The following is a 21257-nucleotide window of genomic DNA, read 5'->3' as shown; positions in this document are numbered from 1 at the left end:
AGCCAGCCCCATCGGCCCATGGCGTGCCCACCCGCGTGCCTGCGTTCGGCGTTGCCATCGATGCGCGGAGTTCGTGTGGCTTGCCAGTGGCACGGGACCGTGCGCGGGCAAGCCGTGTCCGAGTTCCCTGGACGGTGCCCGGGCGCCACAACACGCGGTGTCCGTGGGTGGCGCGCGGGCCGTTGTCCAACTTGGCGCGGGGGACATACCGTAGCCACGGCACCGCACGCTTGCCCGCATTGTTTATTGCCTGCCGTGCTGATCACGGCATCCAGAGCCGGGCCGCACCGTCCCGCCCTCTGGCGTTGGCGCGCGGGGTCCAACGCAACCGCCGTCAGCGCCGGTGGCCACAGCGACACGACACGGGAACGTCCGCATTGCCGGCGGGCTCCGGCCGCGCCCCAGTGCGCAATGGCGCACCTCGGGACCCGTGTCCGGCGCGTCGCCGCAATGAGCGGGACCGCCACCCTGGCGCCCAGCCGCACCGTGTTCAGCGGCGAGACGCCCGGGCACCCGGCGCGTGCACCACCGTATCGCCCGCCTGAAGCAGCAGCACACACAAACCAAGGGCCCTGTCCACAAGGCAGGGGAGCCCAACCCCGCAACCAACGCACATTCACCATCAAAGGAAGACCATGCCTGACCCCATAAACACCGCCCGCAATAGCCGACTCCACACCCCTGTGCGTGGGACCGGCAACGACGCGGCCAGCTTCGCGAAACAGGCCGTGAGCCAGGCTGGGGACACCACGCCCCCGGTGCTGGACAGCGCCACGGTCAACGGCAAGCTGCTGGTGCTGATCTACACCGATGCGGGCAACCTGGATGTCGTGAATACCGCAGCCGCCTCGGCCTTTGTGCTGAGCAGCGCGGGCAATGCGGCCATTCGCGTGAACCGCGTGTTCGTATCGGACAATGCCGTGTTCCTGACGCTCAGCCGCAAGGTGGCCGGCGGCGAGACGGTCACGCTGAGCTACACCCGGCCCACGACCGGCGACGGGGTGATACAGGACGCTGCCGGAAACGACGCGGCCAGTTTCACGGACCAGGCCGTGAGAAACTACCAAGGCGGGGACACCACGGCCCCGGTGCTCTACAGCGCCACGGTCCGCGGCAAGCAACTGGTGCTGACCTACACCGACGTGACTGCCCTGGATGCCGTGAGGACCGCAGCCGCCTCGGCCTTTGCGGTCAGCAGCGCGGGCACTGCGGCCATCAACGTGGACAGGGTGGTCGTATCGGGCAAGACCGTCACGCTGATGCTGAGCCGCGCCGTGGCTGGCGGCGAGACGGTCACGCTGAGCTACACCCGGCCCCCGACCGGCGACAACGTGATACAGGACGCTGCCGGCAACGACGCGGCCAGTTTCACGAACCAGGCCGTGAGCAACAGCCGAGCCGGAGACACCACGGCCCCGGTGCTCTGCAGCGCCATGGTCCGCGGCAAGCAACTGGTGCTGACCTACACCGACGCGACGGAGCTGGATGCCGTGAATACCGCAGCCGCCTCGGCCTTTGCGGTCAGCAGCGCGGGCACTGCGGCCATCAACGTGGACAGGGTGGTCGTATCGGGCAAGACCGTCACGCTGATGCTGAGCCGCGCCGTGGCCGACGGCGAGACGGTCACGCTGAGCTACACCCGGCCCCCGATCGGCGACAACGTGATACAGGACGCTGCCGGCAACGACGCGGCCAGTTTCACGAACCAGGCCGTGAGCAACTACCGAGGCGGGGACACCACGGCCCCGGTGCTCTACAGCGCCACGGTCCGCGGCAAGCAACTGGTGCTGACCTACACCGACGCGACGGACCTGGATGCCGTGGATACCGCAGCCGCCTCGGCCTTTGCGGTCAGCAGCGCGGGCACTGCGGCCATCAACGTGGACAGGGTGGTCGTATCGGGCAAGACCGTCACGCTGATGCTGAGCCGCGCCGTGGCTGGCGGCGAGACGGTCACGCTGAGCTACACCCGGCCCACGACCGGCGACGGGGTGATACAGGACGCTGCCGGCAACGACGCGGCCAGTTTCACGAACCAGGCCGTGAGCAACTACCGAGGCGGGGACACCACGGCCCCGGTGCTCTACAGCGCCACGGTCCGCGGCAAGCAACTGGTGCTGAGCTACACCGACGCGACGGACCTGGATGCCGTGAGGACCGTAGCCGCCTCGGCCTTTGCGGTCAGCAGCGCGGGCACTGCGGCCATCAGCGTGGACAGGGTGGTCGTATCGGGCAAGACCGTCACGCTGACGCTGAGCCGCGCCGTGGTCGGCGGCGAGATGGTCAAGCTGAGCTACACCCGGCCCACGACCGGCGACAACGTGATACAGGACGCTGCCGGCAACGACGCGGCCAGCTTCACGGACCGGGCCGTAAGCAACTTGGTCCCGGACACCATGGCCCCGGTGCTCTACAGCGCCACGGTCCGCGGCAAGCAACTGGTGCTGACCTACACCGACGCGACGGACCTGGATGCCGTGAGGACCGCAGCCGCCTCGGCCTTTGCGGTCAGCAGCGCGGGCACTGCGGCCATCAACGTGGACAGGGTGGTCGTATCGGGCAAGACCGTCACGCTGATGCTGAGCCGCGCCGTGGCCGGCGGCGAGATGCTCAAGCTGAGCTACATCCGGCCCACGACCGGCGATAACGTGATACAGGACGCTGCCGGCAACGACGCGGCCAGCTTCACGAACCGGGCCGTGAGCAACTTGGTCCCGGACACCATGGCCCCGGTGCTCTACAGCGCCACGGTCCGCGGCAAGCAACTGGTGCTGACCTACACCGACGCGACGGACCTGGATGCCGTGAGGACCGCAGCCGCCTCGGCCTTTGCGGTCAGCAGCGCGGGCACTGCGGCCATCAACGTGGACAGGGTGGTCGTATCGGGCAAGACCGTCACGCTGATGCTGAGCCGCGCCGTGGCCGGCGGCGAGATGCTCAAGCTGAGCTACACCAAGCCTACGACCGGCGACAACGTGATACAGGACGCGACCGGAAACGACGCGGCCAGCTTCACGGACCGGGCCGTAAGCAACCTGGCCCGGGACACCATGGCCCCGGTGCTGGGTAGCGCCACGGTCAACGGCAGACTGCTGGTGCTGACCTACACCGACGTGGGCAACTTGGATACCGATGCCGGGAAGATCGTCGCTGCCTCGGCCTTTGCGGTAAGCAGCGTGGGCAATGAGGCCATCAGCGTGAGCAGCGTCAGCGTCACGGGCAAGACCGTGACGCTGACGCTGAGCCGCAGCGTGGCCGGCGGCGAGATGCTCAAGCTGAGCTACACCAAGCCTACGACCGGGGACAACGTGATACAGGACGCGACCGGCAACGACGCGGCCAGCTTCACGGACCGGGCCGTAAGCAACCTGATCCCGGACACCACGGCCCCGGTACTGGATAGCGCCACGGTCAACGGCAGACTGCTGGTGCTGACCTACACCGACGCGACTGACCTGGATGCCGTGAGGACCGCAGCCGCCTCGGCCTTTGCGGTCAGCAGTGTGGGCAATGAGGCCATCAGCGTAAGCAGCGTGGCCGTATCGAACAAGACCGTGACGCTGACGCTGAGCCGCGCCGTGGCCGGCGGCGAGACGCTCAAGCTGAGCTACACCAAGCCTACGACCGGCGACAACGTGATACAGGACGCGACCGGAAACGACGCGGCCAGCTTCACGGACCGGGCCGTAAGCAACCTGGCCCGGGACACCACGGCCCCGGTGCTGGGTAGCGCCACGGTCAACGGCAGACTGCTGGTGCTGACATACACCGATGTGGGCAACTTGGATACCGATCCCGTGAATACCGCAGCCGCCTCGGCCTTTGCGGTCAGCAGCGCGGGCAATGAGGCCATCAGCGTGAGCAGCGTGGCCGTATCGGACAAGACCGTGACGCTGACGCTGAGCCGCGAGGTGGCCGGCGGCGAGACGGTCAAGCTGAGCTACACCCGGCCCACGACCGGCGACGAGGTGATACAGGACGCTGCCGGCAACGACGCGGCCAGCTTCATGGACCAGGCCGTGAGCAACTTGATCCCGGACACCACGGCTCCGGTGCTGCGGGGCAGGAACAGCGTCACGGTCAACGGCAACAGGCTGGAACTGACTTACACCGACGTGACGGACCTGGATGTCAACAAGACCGCAGCTGCCTCGGCCTTTGCGGTAAGCAGCGCGGGCAATGCGGCTATCAGCGTGGACAGGGTGCTCGTATCGTACAAGACCGTGATCCTGCTGCTGAGCCGCGAGGTGGTTGGTGGCGAAACGCTCCAGCTGAGCTACACCCGGCCCGCGACCGGCGAGAACGGGATACAGGACGCTGCCGGCAACGACGCGGCCAGCTTCACGGACCGGGCCGTGCGCAACCTGGTCCGGGACACCACAGCCCCGGTGCTGGGTAGCGCCACGGTCAACGGCCTCCAACTGGTGCTGACTTACACCGATGTGACTGATCTGAATGAGGTCAATTTCGTAGCCGCCTCGGCCTTTGCGGTAAGCAGCGCGGGCAATGAGGCCATCAGCGTCAGCGGGGTGGTCGTGTTGGGCAAGACCGTCACGCTGACGCTGAGCCGCTACGTGCACGGTGGCGAAACGGTCAAGCTGAGCTACACCAAGCCCGCGACCGGCGACGAGGGGATACGGGACAGGGCAGGCAACGACGCGGCCAGTCTCACGGACCAGGCCGTGAGCAACTTGGTCAGGGACACCATGGCCCCGGTGCTCCGCAACAACGCCACGGTCCGCGGCGATCTGCTGGAGTTGACCTACGCCGATGCGTCGGACCTGGATGCCGTCAAGACCGCAGCGGCCTCGGCCTTTGCGGTCAGCAGCGCGGGCAATGAGGCCATTAGCGTCAGCGGGGTGTTCGTATCGGGCAAGACCGTGACCCTGGTGCTGGACCGCGACGTGGCCGGTGGCGAAACGCTCAAGCTGAGCTACACCCGGCCCCCGACCGGGGACGAGGTGATACAGGACGCTGCCGGAAACGACGCGGCCAGCTTCACGAACCAGGCTGTAACCAATCTGATCCCGGACGTCACGGCCCCGGTGCTGGGGAGCGCCACGGTCCGCAGCGACCAACTGGTGCTGACTTACATCGACGTGGCTGACCTGGATGCCGTGAGGATCGCAGCCGCCTCGGCCTTTGCGGTGAGTAGCGCGGGCAACGCGGCCATCAGCGTGAACAGTGTGGCCGTCACGGGCAAGACCGTCACGCTGACGCTGAACCGCCGTGTGGGCAGCAGCGAGACGGTCAAGCTGAGCTACACCAAGCCCACGACCGGCGACGAGGTGATACAGGACTGGGCAGGCAACGACGCGGCCAGCTTCACGGACCAGGCCGTGAGCAACTTGACCCCGGACACCACGGCCCCGGTGCTGGATAGCGCCACGGTCAACGGCAGACTGCTGGTGCTGACTTACACCGACGTGGGCAACTTGGATACCGATGCCGGGAAGATCGTAGCCGCCTCGGCCTTTGCGGTAAGCAGCGTGGGCAATGAGGCCATCAGCGTGAGCAACGTCAGTGTCATGGACAAGACCGTCACGCTGACGCTGAGCCGCGCCGTGGCCGGTGGCGAGACGGTCAAGCTGAGCTACACCCGGCCCCCGACCGGCGACGAGGTGATACAGGACGCTGCCGGAAACGACGCGGCCAGCTTCACGAACCAGGCCGTAAGCAACCTGGTCCGGGACACCACGGCCCCGGTGCTCGCCAGCGCCACGGTCAGCGGCAGACGGCTGGTGCTGACCTACACCGACGTGGGCAAGCTGGATACCGATGCCGGGAAGATCGTAGCCGCCTCGGCCTTTGCGGTCAGCAGTGTGGACAATGCGGCCATCAGCGTGAGCAGCGTGGCCGTATCGGACAAGACCGTGACGCTGACGCTGAGCCGCAGCGTGGCCGGCGGCGAGACGGTCAAGCTGAGCTACACCCGGCCCACGACCGGCGACAACGTGATACAGGACGCGACCGGCAACGACGCGGCCAGCTTCATGGACCAGGCCGTAAGCAACCTGGTCCCGGACACCACGGCCCCGGTGCTGGGTAGCGCCACGGTCAACGGCAGACTGCTGGTGCTGACCTACACCGACGTGGGCAACTTGGATACCGATGCCGGGAAGATCGTAGCCGCCTCGGCCTTTGCGGTAAGCAGCGCGGGCAATGAGGCCATCAGCGTCAGCAGCGTGGCTGTATCGGGCAAGACCGTGACACTGGCGCTGAGCCGCAGCGTGGCCGGCGGCGAGACGGTCAAGCTGAGCTACACCCGGCCCACGACCGGCGACAACGTGATACAGGACGCTGTCGGAAACGACGCGGCCAGCTTCACGGACCAGGCCGTAAGCAACTTGGTCCGGGACACCACGGCCCCGGTGCTGGGTAGTGCCACGGTCATAGGCAACGTGCTGGAGCTGACCTACACCGATGTGACTGACCTGAATGCCAGGAGGATCGCAACCGCATCGACCTTTGCGGTAAGCAGCGCGGGCAATGCGGCCATCAGCGTGGACAGGGTGATCGTATCGGGCAAGACCGTGATGCTGATACTGAGCCGCGAGGTGGCCGGCGGCGAAACGCTCAAGCTGAGCTACACCCGGCCCGCGACCGGCGAGAACGGGATACAGGATGCTGCCGGCAACGGCGCGGCCAGTTTCACGGACCAGGCCGTGCGCAACCTGGTCCGGGACACCACAGCCCCGGTGCTGGGTAGCGCCACGGTCAACGGCATCCAACTGGTGCTGACTTACACCGATGTGACTGATCTGAATGAGGTCAATTTCGTAGCCGCCTCGGCCTTTGCGGTAAGCAGCGCGGGCAATGAGGCCATCAGCGTCAGCGGGGTGGTCGTGTTGGGCAAGACCGTCACGCTGACGCTGAGCCGCTACGTGCACGGTGGCGAAACGGTCAAGCTGAGCTACACCAAGCCCGCGACCGGCGACGAGGGGATACGGGACAGGGCAGGCAACGACGCGGCCAGTCTCACGGACCAGGCCGTGAGCAACTTGGTCAGGGACACCATGGCCCCGGTGCTCCGCAACAACGCCACGGTCCGCGGCGATCTGCTGGAGTTGACCTACGCCGATGCGTCGGACCTGGATGCCGTCAAGACCGCAGCGGCCTCGGCCTTTGCGGTCAGCAGCGCGGGCAATGAGGCCATTAGCGTCAGCGGGGTGTTCGTATCGGGCAAGACCGTGACCCTGGTGCTGGACCGCGACGTGGCCGGTGGCGAAACGCTCAAGCTGAGCTACACCCGGCCCCCGACCGGGGACGAGGTGATACAGGACGCTGCCGGAAACGACGCGGCCAGCTTCACGAACCAGGCTGTAACCAATCTGATCCCGGACGTCACGGCCCCGGTGCTGGGGAGCGCCACGGTCCGCAGCGACCAACTGGTGCTGACTTACATCGACGTGGCTGACCTGGATGCCGTGAGGATCGCAGCCGCCTCGGCCTTTGCGGTGAGTAGCGCGGGCAACGCGGCCATCAGCGTGAACAGTGTGGCCGTCACGGGCAAGACCGTCACGCTGACGCTGAACCGCCGCGTGGGCAGCAGCGAGACGGTCAAGCTGAGCTACACCAAGCCCACGACCGGCCACGAGGTGATACAGGACACGACAGGCAACGACGCGGTCAGCTTCACGAACCAGGCCGTGGACAACCTCGGAGTTGCATATGCATATGCATCTTCACCTTCACCTTCACATTCATCTGCATCTGCACCTGCATCTGCACCCAGAGACTTCAGGGAACCGAATGTGGACAACGACGCCGCGTCCGACGCCCAGGAAAATCGGGCGGTCGGCCCCGCGGGTGCTGCAACCGGCGATGGCAACGCAGACGGCATCCAGGACAGGATGCAGACCGCAGTCACCTCCCTGAGCGTGACGACGAGCAGCCACGCCAGCAGCCCGATTACCTTGGTGGTCGGTAGCCAGGAGGGCAAGGTCCATTTCGCCAGCACTGCCCGCATCATCAGCCTGGAGCAAAAGGCGCTCCCCGCGCAGACGCCCCAGACGCTGGAGGCGCCGATCGCGCTGACGCGTTTCCAGGCCACGCTCAAGACTGCCGGCAGCAGAGAGGCCTTTAGCTTGTATGTGGACCCGAAGATCGGCGCCAACGGTTACTGGGTGCAGGACAGCACCGGCACCTGGGTGAATCTGGCGAGCGCGCCTTACGGCGGCAAGATGGTGAACGAAGGCGGGCGGCTGCGGCTGGACTTCTCGATCACCGACGGTGGGGAGTTCGACACCGATGGCAGAGCCGACGGCGTCATTACCTCCTCCGGCGCCGCAGCGCAGTTGTTGTCCATCATCGGGCAGACGTCAGATGTGGTGCGTGACGGGTTCTGGTTCTGAAGCCAGCCCCGTCGGCCCATGGCGTGTCCACCCGTGTGCCTGCGTTTGGCGTTGCCATTGATGCGCGGAGTTCGTGCGGCTTGCCAGTGGCACGGTCCCGTGCATGCGTCTTGACCAGGGTTGAGGCTCACGGCCCTGGTGCCTGACCTGGGATTCAGGGGGGCGGCTTTGGCGGGCGTTGTGCTGGGCAGCAGCACCAGCCCCCAGCCCCCTCGGGGGAGACGAGGCAATGAGGAAATAAAAAATGCCGGAACCCATCATCCGGTGGATTCTCCAGATGTGTATATTGGACACGTTTGTGACATTTTTGCCTGCAAAAAACCGGAAAATCCGGATCGCCAGGGGCTCTGCCGGCGGACCGGTGGAATCAACGAATTACCTGCTCCAAAACGCTCCCCGCGCCACGCAAGACCGCCCCACGCGGCGCCAGCGAGCGCAGCAGATAAACGCACATAAAACGACGATTTATCGAGGATTTCGGGAAAACGTCCGTTACACTGCTGACGTTTTAAATAGTCATTGATTTCCATGCCTGAGACACGTTCCTGCCTCCTTGCACGGGCGGTGCCCCGAATGCAGCGGGGTGGGGTGGTGGCTCCTGCAACACGGAACCGCAGCCATGGTGCCCATCATCTTCGGCCATGACCTGTTGATCGAACAGGTCCAGGTGATCACGTCCACGGGTGCGTATGCGTTCGTGGAGGCCACCATCTACTGCGACAACAGGTCGTGGACCGTTGTCCTCATGTGCAATGGCACAACGGCGGCGACCGGCGACTGCGTGCTCACCGACCGCGACTGCAACAAGCTCAGCGCTCTGCATACCGTCCAGCAGATTCTGCTGAGCTGCGGCCCCATGGCGTACGGCATGCTGGGGCTCGTCATCACCATCTACTTTGAATCCGTCGATTCGACCCTGCCCGGTAGCCAAATCAACTTCACGGATTTCGACGACCGGGAGCGCCTCGTCGGCATGGCGGCGCTGGAGTCCGCCCTCAGCCCCCCCGAGTCGATCCCCCCCGGCGCGGGCGCCGAGACCCGGATGGGGGTGGGGGCGGGCGCGTCGTGCGAACGGGTGGGCCAGGAGTAGACAGGCCCGGGGTGCCATCAGGGGCCTGCCTGCTGCACGGGTCTTGCGCTCTTTTCGGCGAATTCGCGCACGCGCCGCTGCCCGTCTGCGCTGCGATAGAGGCTGCCGAGAAGATCGCGTTCCAGGGCCAGCCCTGCGGCCAGTTCGCCCGAGAGCGCGTGCGCCGTGAGCCGCTTCAGGCCCTCGATGGCGGCGGCCGGTTCGGCGGCGATCGCCGCGGCGAGTTCGAGCGCGCGCGGCAGCAGTTCGTCGGCGGCGACGACCTCGTTGACCAGGCCGCAGGCAAGGAATTCGGCGGCGGGGACGATGGCGCCGGTCATCAGCAGCAGGTTCGCGCGGTTGCGCCCGAGTTTGGCGACGCTGCGCTGCGTGCCGCCGCCGCCGGGTACGAGGCCGAGTTTGACCTCGGGCAGTCCGAGCTTGGCAAATCCGTTGGCGATGACGAGGTCGCAGCACAGCAGCAGTTCCATTCCGCCACCGAGCGCAAAGCCGTTGACCGCGGCGATCACCGGTTTGCGGTTGTTTTCTATGGCGGCGTACATGCGCGCGCCGGCTGCCTGAAAGGCGTCGAATTGCGCTGCGCTCTGGGCGGCGTATTCCTTGATGTCGGCGCCCGCCATGAAGCCGCGCCCTGCGCCGGTGATGACGATGGCGCCGACGCCGGCGTCGCCGGACAGGGCCTCGAAGACCGCCGTGATCTCGCCTTGCATGCGCCGGTTCATGGCGTTGAGTTGGTCGGCGCGCCGCAGGGTGACGAGCGCTACGCGGCCCGAGCGCTCGAGCGTCAGCGTTTCATGCGGGCCTTGTGTCATGCGAGGGGGATGGTGGCCAAGCGTTTTCTCCCTGCCGATTCACAGCAGCTCGGGGACGTAGCGGGGCGCCGCTGTGAGCCCGCCATCGACGCGCAGATCGATTCCGGTGGTGAACGCCGCGGCGTCCGACGCGAGGTAGACGGCGGCTTCGGCCACCTCATGCGGTTCGCCGATGCGGCCCAGCGGGTGCATCTTGACCCAGGCCTGGAGCAGCTTGCCGCCGATTTCCTGGAGCAGCGCGCTGTTCATCGGCGTGTTGATGGTTCCCGGCGAGATCGAGTTGACGCGGATGTTCAGCGGGCCAAACTCGACGGCCATCTGCCGCGTCATGGCCATCACCGCGCCCTTGGTGCCGGCGTAGGCCGTCCAGCCGTCGAGGCCGATATGGCCCTGGGCCGACGCCATGTTGATGATCGATCCGGACTTCTGGCCGATCATGTGCGGCAGCGCCTGTTTGCAGCCGCGGAAAACGCTGGTCAGGTTCACCTCGATCAGGCGGTGCCATTGGGCGTCGCTCATCGCGTGGACCGGCATGCCGCCGATGGCGATCCCGGCGTTGTTCACCAGAATGTCGAGCCGACCCGCTCCTGCGACGGCCGCTGCGATGAGGCCGGAAATATCCGCTTCGCGCGCTACGTCGCAGTGCACGTAGTCGGCCCGGTGGCCTGCGGCGCGCAGGTCCGCGGCAAGCTGCGCGCCGCGCGCGTCCGCGATGTCGCCGAGGAATACGTGCGCGCCTTCGCGCGCCATGGCCGAGGCGATGGCGTTGCCGATGCCGTTGGCGGCGCCCGTGACGACGGCGGATTTTCCGCTGAGGCGGCTCATGCCAGACTCCTTGTGCTGCGTTGGCTCTTGGCCGCGTCGAACGCGACCGCGGCGATGATGATCATTCCCGTGACGATCAACTGCCATTCGGTGGGCAGGCCGAGGCCGCGCAAGCCGTTGGAGAGAAATTGCAGGATCAGCACGCCGAGCGCCATGCCGCCGAGGCTGCCGATTCCGCCGGCCAGGCTGACGCCCCCGAGCACCGTCGCGGCGACGACCTGGAATTCAAAATTCAGCCCCGCCGTGTGCTGCGCCGAGCCGACGCGCGCTGCCAGAATGATTCCCGCAACCGTTGCCAGCAGCGCGCTGATGATGAAGCAGGTGAACTTCACGCGGCGCACGTCGTGGCCCGCGAGCCGGGCCACCTCCGCGTTGCCCCCGACGGCGTAGATGTGGCGGCCGAACGAGCGGTAGCGCATCACGTACGCAAAGGCGCACAGCAGTACGAGCGCGATCACGGCGGAGTAGGGGATCAGGCCGAACAAGCGGCCGTCGGACAGCATGATGAAGCTCTCGAGGGAGCGCTCGTCGGGTATCGCGCGCTGGCCCGTATAGAGGTAGACGCCGCCGCGCAGCATGAACATGGTGCCGAGCGTGACGATCAGGGAATTGATTCCGGCGCAGGCCGAGAGGAAGGCGTTCAGCGACCCGATCAGCAGCCCGAGCAGCAAGGCGCCGCCGATGCCCAGCGCGAGCGAGCCGGTGCCGTTCATGATCAGGATCAGCGGCAGCGCCACGGTCGCGAGCAGCGCGCCGATGGAGATGTCCACCTCGCCCGAGATGAAGACGATGGCGCAGCCGATGCCGGCCACGAGCGCCAGCGAGGCCTGCCCGAGCACGTTGCCCAGGTTGCGCGCGGAGAAGAAATTCTCCACCGCGAAGGAGAAGAAGGCGATGACCAAGACGAGGCACAGGAAGAGCACCGTTTCCTGGCGGCGCAGCAGGCGCGCGAGCAGGGGCGGCGGCTGCGCGCTCGCCAGGCCCGCGGGGGAGGGGGTGGGGATGATGGGGGGGATCGTCGTCATCGTTTCATTTTTCCGGGAGGCGCCGGCCATCGCGGCGTCCGCCGATCGCCGCGTCGAGGATGTTTTCCTGCGTGGCGTCGTCGCGCGGCATGGTGGCCGTGAGGCGGCCCTCGTGCAGGACGGCGATGCGGTCCGAGAGGCCGAGCAGTTCGGGCATTTCCGAGGTCATCATGATGACCGACAGGCCCTCCGCGGCGAGCCGGTCGATGAGCGCGAAGATTTCCGACTTGGCGCCCACGTCGATGCCGCGCGTCGGTTCGTCAACGACGATCACCTTGAGCCCCCGCATCAGCCAGCGCGCAATCAGTATCTTTTGCTGGTTGCCGCCGGACAGGTTCTTGATCTGCTGGAACAGGCCGGGGGTCTTGACGCGAAAGCGCTGCACGTAATCTTGCACCGCGCGGTGCTCCTTGGGCGCGTCGACGAAGCCCATGGTGGCGAACGCGCCCAGCGAGGCCAGGCTGGCGTTCTGGTAGACGGGCAGTTCCGCCATCAGCCCCTCGGTCTTGCGGTCCTCGGTGAGCAGGCCGATTCCCAGCCGCACGCCGGTATGGGTGTCGTGCGGCGCCAGGGGCTTGCCGTCGATGGTGATCGTCCCCGCGGTGATGGGGTCGTAGCCGACGATCGCCTTGGCCAGCTCGGTGCGGCCCGCGCCCATGAGCCCGAAGAAACCGAGAACCTCGCCGGCGTGCGCTTCGAAGGACACGTTCCTGAGCTTGTGCGCCGTGCTCAGGCCCTGCACCGAGAGCGCCACCGTGCTGCGCGCGGCGGGGCGCTGGCGCGAGAACAGCGTGTCGATCTGCCGGCCGATCATGTCCTGGATCAGCGTCTGGTGGCTGTGTTCGGCGATCGGCCGGGTCGAGACGTGGCGGCCGTCGCGCAGCACCGTCACGGTGTCGGCGATCTCGAACACCTCGTCGAGCTTGTGGCTGACGTAGACGACCGCGATGCCGAACGCGGCAAGGCGGCGGATGACCGTGAAAAGCAGCGCGACCTCGTTCGGCGTGAGCGAGGAGGTCGGCTCGTCCATCACGACGACCCGGGCCTCGTGGACCAGGGCGCGGGCAATCTCGACCATCTGCTGCTTGCTCACCGCCAGCGAGCCGGTGCGCGCCGCGGGATCGACGTCGAAGCCGATGCGCTGGAAGAGCGCAGCGGCGTCGGCGCGAATCTTGCGCCAGTCGATGGAGCCGCTGCGGCCGGTCGGATACGCCTCCAGAAAGATGTTCTCGGCGACGGTGAATTCGGGGATCAGCGCGATCTCCTGGAAGACGACCTTGATGCCCTGGTGCAAGCTGTCGCGCGGCGATGCGATGTCGATCTCGCGGCCGCGCATGCGGATGCTGCCGCCGTCCTTCCGGTAGACGCCGGCCATGATCTTGATCAGCGTCGATTTGCCCGCGCCGTTTTCGCCCATGAGGGCGTGCACCTTGCCGGCTTGCAGCGTGAGATCGACGTCCTCCAGCGCGTTCACGCCGGGGAAGCGCTTGGTGATGCCGTGCATCTCGAGCGCCGCAGGTGTTTCAAGCGCCGGGTCGCTGCTGGCACCGGCTTGCAGGGTCTCGGTCTCAGTGGGCATGGGCCTTGTTCCGCAGGACGTCGAGGTAGCTCGCCAGGATGATCACGGCGCCGGGGACCACCATCTGCAAGTCCTGGTTCCAGCCGAGGATGATGATGCCGTTGTCCATGACCTTGAGCAGCAGCACGCCGAGCAGGGTGCCGAGCAGCGAGCCGCGCCCGCCCTGCAGGCTGGTGCCGCCGAGGATCACGGCCGCGATCACGGTGAGCTCGAAGCCGCGGCCAGCCGTCGGCTGGCCCGCGTTCATGAGCGATGCCAGGATCATGCCGGCGACGCCGACGCACAGCCCCGTGACGACGAAGGCAAACAGTTTCAGCCGCTGCGAGCGCAGGCCGGACAGGCGCACGGCCTTCTCGTTCGCGCCGACGGCGTACAGGTAGCGGCCGAGCGTGGTGAAGCGCAGCGTCACGTAAACGATGGCGAAGAGGACGAGCGCGAGGATCACCGGAACCGGGATGGGGCCGACGTAGCCCGCGCCCAGGCTGGTGAACTGGGGGAGCTGGTGCTGGTTCTGCACGGCCTCGCGCGTGAACAGATAGACGCCGCCCTGCAGCACCATCATCATGCCGATCGTGCCGATCAGCGCGTTCACCTTGAGCCGCGTGACCACCAGGCCGTTCACGAGGCCGACGCCGCCAGAGAACGCGAGCGCCGCGAGCATGCTCAGCGTCAGGCTGTGCGTCGCGTTCAGGACGGCCATGCCGATGCAGCCGACGAAGGCCGACGACGCGCCGACGGACAGGTCGATCTCGGCGGTAATGATCAGCATGCTCATGCCCGAGGCGACGATGAGCACGAGCGCGCACTGGCGCAGGATGGCGATGATGTTTGCCCCGGAATGGAACTGCGGCGCCGCGATCGATATGGCGGTGCACAAGCCGGCCAGGAGCAGGACCAGAACGAGCTGCTCGCTGCCCGGCAGCCGCCAGTGGGCAAACCGCCTCTGCGGCAGAGGCGGCAGAGGTGGCAGAGGCGACGTGAGGCCGGCCACTTGCTGCATGGCTATTTCTTCAGGTCGGCCGCGGTCTTGGTGCATTTTTCCGGGGCTTTCAGCGCGTTCACGGCGTCCCATTTGATCGTGCGCTTGGTGCCGTCCAGGTCGTAGAACTTCTTCCAGTCCTTGCCGATCAGCGGCGTGGTCGGGCTCACGATGTGCATCGGCAGCTTTTCTCCGCGAAAGAGCCGCACTGCGGCCTCGATGGCGGTGTAGCCCTCTTTCTCCGGGAACATCGCCGCCTCGATGCGGTACGAGGGCTCCTTCTCGATCGCGTGGATGAACGCCAGGCCCTCGCCGCCCGTGCCGACGGTCAGCAGACCGTCCTGCGACTTGCCTGCGGCCTTCCAGGCTTGCAGGCCGCCGAGTGAGGAGGAGTCGTTGATGCCATAGATGATGGTCACGTCGGAGTTCTTCGCCAGCGCGGCCGCGGACACTTCGAGTGCACGGTCGGGGTTGCCGCCGCCGTCGAGGTCGTGGACCATGGTGGCGCCGGGGATGATGGTCCGGAGCCCATCCATGAAGCCCCGCGAGCGCAGCACGGTCGCCGAGAGCAGCGGCAGGCCGACGTTCATCACCTTGGCCATGCCCCCGAGGTTTTCCTTGGCGTATTTGCCGGCCTCGACGCCGGAGAAAAAGCCGGTGTCGTAGTCGCAGATGGCGACCATCGTGGTCATTCCCTTGACCGGGTTGCCTTCGAGCACGACGGGTATGTTGTGCGACTTCGCCTGCCGCAGCAGCGGGACCACGCCCTCCTCGTTCACCGGCGTCACGATCAGGACATCGACGCCCTTGGCCATGAAGTCCTCGGCCGCTGCGACCTGTTTCGCGATGTCCAGATTCGCGTCCTGCACCTCCAGCTGGATGCCCAGTTTCTTGGCGTGGTCCTGCATGCCCTTGATGACGTTCTGGTACCACTCGTGCGTGGCGTAGTTCGTCACGTAGCCGATGCGCTTGGGCATTTTCTGCGTCTGCGCCTGCGCCTGCGCCGGGGCAGAGATGAGCGCCAGTGTGCTGGCAGACGCCAGCAGAATCGCGATAGACCGTTTCATGCTTCCCTCCTGATTCGAGCCCCGCGATTTGAATGCACGGGCGCAGCATGCGAATCAGTGGAAACACCCGGTCCGGTATCAGGCTGCCTGCTCCAGCACGCCCTTGGCGATGAGCGCGGCGATGGTGTCCCGGGCGACCCCCAGATCCGCCAGCGCCTGCGCGCTGTGCTGCCCGACGCCCGGCGCGGGCGTGCGAATGCGCGCGGGCGTTTTGCTCAGGTGCACGGCCGGGGCCACGGCCTTGACGCGGCCGATCGCGGGGTGCGCGTAGCTGGTGATCATCTGCATGTGCTGCACCTGCGGGTCGCGCTCGACTTCCAGGTGCGTCTTGATCTCGCCGCACCAGATTCCGGCCGCCAGCAGGGCCTCGAGCAGTTCGGCGCGCAGCCACTGCCGCGTGTACTGCGACAGCAGGCCGTGGATCTCGTCGCGCTGCGCGAACAGGGTTTGCGCGTCGTCAAAGCGCGCGAGCTCGGGCGCTCCCAGAATGCGGATGAGGGTGGCAAAGGGGCTCATGGCCACCGTGACGTAGCCGTCGCGGGTCTCGTAGACGCCGAAGGGCGCGTCCATTCCGGGGTGGGCAATTCCCGAGCGCGGCCGCTCGAAGTCCTGCCCGAGGTTGAGCACGCTCATCAGTTCCTGCGCCTGGTGCGCGAGCAGGCCAGCCATCAGGTTCACCCGGACCTCCTGCCCCTGGCCGCTGCGCGCGCGCCAGTGCAGCGCCGTCAGGATGCCGTAGACCATGTTCATCGCGCCCACCTGGTCGGCAAAGCCGGCACCGGTCGGCACCGGGGGGCCGTCGCCGTGGCCGGTGGCCGCGGCGATTCCGGTCAGGCCCTGGATCAGCAGGTCCTGGCCCGGGCGATCCACGTAGGGCCCGGACTCGCCGTAGCCGGAGCCCGAGCAGTAGATGAGCCGCGGGTTGAGCGCGGACAGCGCCGCGTAGCCGTAGCCCAGCCGCTCGAGCACACCCGGGCGGAAGTTCTGCACCACCACGTCGATCTTCGGGATGATTTCGTAGACCAGTTCGCGCGCCTCGCGCGCCTTCAGGTCGAGCGCCACCGACTGCTTGTTGCGGTTCCAGGCGACGAAGTTGGGGCTCTCGGTGCCGCCCAGCCAGCGGTTGTTGAAGGTCATCTGGCGGAACATTTCGCCGGTCTTGGGCCGCTCCAGCTTGATGACGTGGGCGCCCATGTCGGCGAGCAGCATGGTGGCAAAGGGGCCTTGCAGCAGGTGGCTGAAGTCGAGAATGGTGATGTCGTCCAGGGCTTGCTGGTTCATGGGGTGGGCTCGGTTGGGGGGGAGGGGGTGTTGCGCGCGGCCCAGGTTTCGCGGTAGTCGCGCAGCAGTGCGTCGTAGAGCGCCGCGCCGTCGATTTCGCCGCGCAGGCAGCGGTGGATGCATGCGCCGGCGCGCTCCACGAAGCCGACGAAACCGGCAAAGCGCGGCCGCACGCAGGCCGACTCCAGGGTCGGCAGGGTGGCCGCGAAGAAGTCGGGCGCGCGCGCGTTCACGTGCGCATCGCGCCAGGCCGCGCCATGGCCGGGCTGGCCGCCGCTGTCGAGGTAGAGCCCGCATTGCACCGGCGCGCTGTGCAGCCAGTGCATGAAGTCGGCGGCCGCGCGTGCGCGCGGCGCGGCGCTGTGGCTGGAGATGGCCATTCCGGCGCCGCCCAGCAGGCCGCCGTGCGTGGGCTGCGGACCGGGGCCGGCCAGGGCGGCAAAGCGCAGCCTCGGCGCCCGGCCCGGGCGCGCGTAGTTGGAATAGCCGAAGGCCAGGGGGCAGTAGACCAGGGTGTCCGAAGCCAGCATGGCCTCGTACGTCTGGATCGGGTTGTGCTCCAGGCAAGCGCTCTGGGAATGCGCGCGCAGCCAGTCCAGGTGCAGCAGGACCTGGGCCACCACGCCGGCGGGCAGAAACTGCGCCCCTTCCTGCAGCGGATGGCCCAGGTTCGCCGCCAGGCTCAGAAAGGTGCAGGCGGCGTCGGTCGGCGTGCCGGCCCAGGCCAGGCTCTGGCCGTTGGCGCGCGCGCGCTTTGCCAGGCGCGTCACGTCGCCCCAGTGGCGTGGCGTGTCCATGCCCAGCGCCGCGAGCAGGTCCGGGCGCAGGCTGGCAACCTGCGCGGCGGCGTCGGTCGGGAGCGCAAACACCTGTCCGGCGCAGGCGTAGACCGATCCGCTGGCCCCCACACCGGCCTGCATGGCCGCTTGCAGCGCCGCGCGCTCGAAGAGTTCGTGCAGGTCCCGAAAGCAGCCGGTCTGCTGGGCCTGGCCCATGAAGGGGTGGTCGATGACCAGCAGGTCGAAGGAGCGCGCGAGCGCGTCGATGGGGGCCGCGCCGAAGTCGTGCAGCGAGCGCTTGCGCCATTCGATCGCCACCTGCCCGCGGGTCAATTCCCCGTAGCGGCGCGCGCAGGCCACGAGCGGGTCGTAGCCGCGCGCGTGGTCCCAGGTCAGTCCCTGAAGCACCAGTTTGCCGGACGTGTCCGTCATCATGGTGCGTTCGCGGGCGGCACGAAGCCGAGAAAGGCCGACAGCGTGCCGGCCGCCTGCTGCACCATCGGCCGCACGCCGGGCAGGTCAACGCGGAGCACGCTCTGGCTGAGAAAGGGCACCGTGAGCGCGGCCACCGCCATGCCGCGGTGGTCGCGCACGGCGTAGCTCAGGTTGGTCACGCCTTGCACCATCGGGCTGGGCATCTCCTCTGCGCCCTGGGCCAGCGCGGCCTCGAGCCGCTGCTGCAGGCGCGCGCGCGGCAACGCGGCAACGTGCGCCATCCAGCGCTCCCAGTGCGCGCGCGGCTGGTGCGCCACCAGCACCACGCCGGAACTGGTCTCCAGCGCCGGGAAGCGCACCCCCACGCGCACCCGGTAGTTCATGGGCAGGGGGCTTTCGGCGCAAGCGACGATGAGCACCGCGTCGCGGTCGAGCACGGCCAGGTGGCAGGACTGCTCCATGCGCTCGGCCAGGGTGCGCATCAGCGGCTCGGCCATGTCCAGCAAGCGCGCGGTGGGCGGGTGGCGGTGCGCCAGCTCGAAGAGCTTGCCGGTCAGGAAGTAGCGCTCGGACGCGGCCTCTTGCACGATCACGCCGCGCGCCGCCAGCACGATGGCCACGCGGTAGATCTCGCCCATGCTGCGCTGCAATTGCGCAGCGATTTCCACCAGGGTCAGGCCCTTGGCCTGGCTGGCCAGCAGCTCGATCAACTCGAGGGCCTTTTCCACGGCCGGCACCGCGTACTGCGTCCGCGCCCCGGCCCCGGCCCCGGGGGCGCTGGTGGACTGGCGTGCGCTGCGCTGCTTCATGGACGGCCCGGTCATTCGGCGCGGATGTCGTTCGCCTTCACGACCTCGCCCCAGGTCTTGTAGTAGCGCCGGGTCATTGCCGCCAGTTGCTCCGGCGTGCCGCCGCCGGGCTCGTCGCCGCGTTCGGCAATGGTCTTGCGGGTTGCGGGGTCGGCCATCGACTGGTTGAGCGCCGCGTTTGCCTTTTGCACGACCTCGGGCGGGAGGCCCGGCGGGCCGTAGAGCCCGATGAAGGAGGTCACGACGAAGTCCGGCACGCCGAGTTCGGTGGCGGTCGGCACGTCGGGCAGCGCGGGGACGCGCTGGTCGCTGGTGACCAGCAAGGCGCGCAGCTGGCCGGACTTGAAGAAGGGCGTCATGACCGACACCGCGTCGAACATCATGCTCACGCGGCCGGCGATCAGGTCCTGCATGGCCGGGGCGCTGCCCTTGTAGGCCACGTGGTTCATCTTCGGCCTGCCCAGGCGCTCGCGCAGCAACTCCATGCTCGCCTGGGTCAGGCTGCCCGGGCCGGAGGACGCGTAGTCCGCGCCCCCGCGGGCCCCTTCCTGCGCCCTGAGCCAGGCGGACAACTCGGCCATGTTGCGCGCCGCAACGCCCGGATGCACGGCCAGCACCAGCGCCGATTGCAGCAGCACGCCGATGGGCACCAGGCTGCGCGGATCGACCATGGGCGTGTTGCGGTAGGTGTGGGGGTTGAGCGTCATGTTGCCGCCGTTGCCCACGAGCAGCCGGGAGCCATCGGTGGGGCCCTTGAGCACGTAGTCCACGCTGATGTTGCCGCCGGCACCGGGTCGGTTGTCGATGACGAAGGGCTGGCCGGCCGCGGCTTGCAAGCCGGCCGTATGCAGCCGCGCGGCAAAGTCGGTTTGGCCGCCGGGCGGCGCGCCGACCACCAGCGTCACCGCCTTGCCGGGCCAGGCCGCGGCCCCTTGCGCGGCCGCCCCATTGGAGGTGAGCCCGGCCGCAAGGGCCACGGAACCCAGACCCAGCGCCCGGCGGCGCGAGAAGCCACTGACTGCGTTCATGTCGCGTCCATTCTCATTGGTGAAAGCATATTTTCTTCCATGAAAATGGCGGCGCGGCCTGGGGAAACCCTTGGCCGCACGCATCGGTTGCTTCAGGTGTGGGGATCGTCGTCCATCGCGTCCCTGCTGCGCAGCACCGAGGGAGGGACGCCGAACCAGCGGCGGCAGGAGCGTGTCATCGCCGATTGATCCGAGAAGCCCAGGATGTCGGCGAGCTGCCCGAGCGCAATATGCGTCTCGCGCAGGTAGTGCAGCGCGACCTCCTTGCGGGTTTCCTCGCGCAGGGCCTCGAAGCTGGTGCGTTCGGCCGCCAAGTGGCGTTGCAGCGTGCGCGGATGGATGGCCAGCAGCTGGGCGACGTCGGTCTTGTTGCCGCGCTGCGTTCCGAGGGAGCGCCGCAGCGCCAGGCGCACGCGCGCGGAGATGTTTTCTTCGGGAACGCGAAAATGCCGTGCGAGGTAGTCCTGCGTGATTTGGCGCAACGCAGGATTCGTGTTTTGCAAGCTGGCGTCCAGCGTCTCCCGGCTCAGGTGCAGCGCGGCGCGCGGCTGTTCCGCGATGACGTGCGCACCGAAGAATTCCCGGTAGATGGCAATCGGCGCCACGGGCGCGTGCGGCAGCGTGACGGCGAGCAAGTGGTAGCTCGGGCCGGCGAGCAATTGCGTGGTGCGGTGCATGTTCCCCAGGCACAGGTCGATGGTCTGGCGCTGCGTGGGCAGATGGTTCAGCCGGATCTGCACCACCATTTCCGCAGCGCCATTGATCAGCGCGCTGTCGTCGCGCACGTCCAGCGCCAGGCCGGGGGTGTGCACGAACATGTGGCGTGCCACGTAGTCCCAGGCCAGCCGCACGGTGGATGCGTTTTGCAGCACGATGGACAGGGGGCCGAGTACGTTCATGTTCTGTAATTGCGATAGGCGCAAGCCGAAATCCGCGCAGCCCGTCATGCGCGCGCTGGCCTCCAGCAGGTGGACGCCGGCGCGCAGCGACAGCAGTGCGTCTTCGCCCGTGAGTGACTTCGGGGAGAGTCGGTAACGACTGAGTAATGCGATGGGATCGCTGCCGAGGGTGTGCATGAGCGTGGAATAGCCCTGCAATCCGCTGGATTGAACCATGGGTGTCATGTCTCAAAATGTCAAATATCCGTCTCGTAATGTCAAGACATAAAGGCCGCGCACGGGGATGCTCGCCGCT

At 67.4% G+C, this 21257-nt stretch carries 14 protein-coding genes; 2 read left to right on the top strand and 12 right to left on the bottom strand.

Translation table 11 applies throughout. The features are described from left to right. Positions 1-635: 635 nt before the first annotated feature. Positions 636-8354, top strand: coding sequence for a SwmB domain-containing protein (locus tag D5041_RS21600; RefSeq protein WP_265285739.1), 7719 nt, complete (start codon positions 636-638; stop codon positions 8352-8354). A gap of 257 nt (positions 8355-8611) precedes the next feature. Here the strand turns inward: D5041_RS21600 and D5041_RS21595 are convergent, their stop codons facing one another. After that, positions 8612-8884, bottom strand: a complete 273-nt coding sequence (locus D5041_RS21595; protein WP_265282677.1) for a hypothetical protein — start codon at positions 8882-8884, stop codon at positions 8612-8614. Between the two features lie 89 nt (positions 8885-8973). Here D5041_RS21595 and D5041_RS21590 point away from each other — a divergent pair, with 89 nt between their 5' ends. Continuing rightward, complete coding sequence (locus tag D5041_RS21590) at positions 8974-9444, top strand: hypothetical protein (RefSeq protein WP_265285738.1); 471 nt, start codon at positions 8974-8976, stop codon at positions 9442-9444. A 17-nt stretch (positions 9445-9461) separates the two neighbouring features. Here the strand turns inward: D5041_RS21590 and D5041_RS21585 are convergent, their stop codons facing one another. From D5041_RS21585 to D5041_RS21535, 11 genes are all read right to left on the bottom strand, one after another. Then, positions 9462-10256, bottom strand: coding sequence for an enoyl-CoA hydratase/isomerase family protein (locus tag D5041_RS21585; protein WP_010109849.1), 795 nt, complete (start codon positions 10254-10256; stop codon positions 9462-9464). A gap of 39 nt (positions 10257-10295) precedes the next feature. Beyond that, on the bottom strand, positions 10296-11081 hold the full coding sequence (locus D5041_RS21580) for an SDR family NAD(P)-dependent oxidoreductase (protein ID WP_265285737.1): 786 nt from the start codon (positions 11079-11081) through the stop codon (positions 10296-10298). Further along, positions 11078-12106: an ABC transporter permease gene (locus tag D5041_RS21575; RefSeq protein ID WP_265282679.1), complete on the bottom strand. Its 1029-nt coding sequence runs from the start codon at positions 12104-12106 to the stop codon at positions 11078-11080. Before D5041_RS21575 ends, D5041_RS21580 begins: the two co-directional genes overlap by 4 nt. 4 nt (positions 12107-12110) lie before the next feature. Continuing rightward, complete coding sequence (locus tag D5041_RS21570) at positions 12111-13685, bottom strand: sugar ABC transporter ATP-binding protein (RefSeq protein ID WP_265285736.1); 1575 nt, start codon at positions 13683-13685, stop codon at positions 12111-12113. Beyond that, on the bottom strand, positions 13675-14685 hold the full coding sequence (locus D5041_RS21565; protein ID WP_265285735.1) for an ABC transporter permease: 1011 nt from the start codon (positions 14683-14685) through the stop codon (positions 13675-13677). Before D5041_RS21565 ends, D5041_RS21570 begins: the two co-directional genes overlap by 11 nt. A 2-nt stretch (positions 14686-14687) precedes the next feature. Continuing rightward, positions 14688-15731, bottom strand: a complete 1044-nt coding sequence (locus tag D5041_RS21560) for a sugar ABC transporter substrate-binding protein (RefSeq protein ID WP_265285734.1) — start codon at positions 15729-15731, stop codon at positions 14688-14690. A 78-nt stretch (positions 15732-15809) separates the two neighbouring features. Further along, positions 15810-17012, bottom strand: coding sequence for a CaiB/BaiF CoA transferase family protein (locus tag D5041_RS21555; RefSeq protein ID WP_265285733.1), 1203 nt, complete (start codon positions 17010-17012; stop codon positions 15810-15812). Beyond that, positions 17009-18226, bottom strand: a complete 1218-nt coding sequence (locus tag D5041_RS21550) for an extracellular solute-binding protein (RefSeq protein WP_265285732.1) — start codon at positions 18224-18226, stop codon at positions 17009-17011. The genes D5041_RS21555 and D5041_RS21550 overlap by 4 nt, the downstream gene beginning before the upstream one ends. After that, positions 18223-19035, bottom strand: a complete 813-nt coding sequence (locus D5041_RS21545; protein WP_265259389.1) for an IclR family transcriptional regulator — start codon at positions 19033-19035, stop codon at positions 18223-18225. Before D5041_RS21545 ends, D5041_RS21550 begins: the two co-directional genes overlap by 4 nt. Before the next feature lie 11 nt (positions 19036-19046). Further along, complete coding sequence (locus D5041_RS21540) at positions 19047-20063, bottom strand: Bug family tripartite tricarboxylate transporter substrate binding protein (RefSeq protein WP_265285731.1); 1017 nt, start codon at positions 20061-20063, stop codon at positions 19047-19049. A gap of 92 nt (positions 20064-20155) precedes the next feature. Continuing rightward, positions 20156-21178: an AraC family transcriptional regulator gene (locus tag D5041_RS21535; protein ID WP_265285730.1), complete on the bottom strand. Its 1023-nt coding sequence runs from the start codon at positions 21176-21178 to the stop codon at positions 20156-20158. Positions 21179-21257: the final 79 nt, after the last annotated feature.

The sequence above is a fragment of the Verminephrobacter aporrectodeae subsp. tuberculatae genome (assembly GCF_026127385.1).
In the GTDB taxonomy this organism is placed as follows: Bacteria; Pseudomonadota; Gammaproteobacteria; order Burkholderiales; family Burkholderiaceae_C; genus Acidovorax; species Acidovorax aporrectodeae.
The sequence above is the reverse complement of the archived record's forward strand: the minus strand, read 5'-3'. Positions and strand labels throughout refer to the sequence as shown.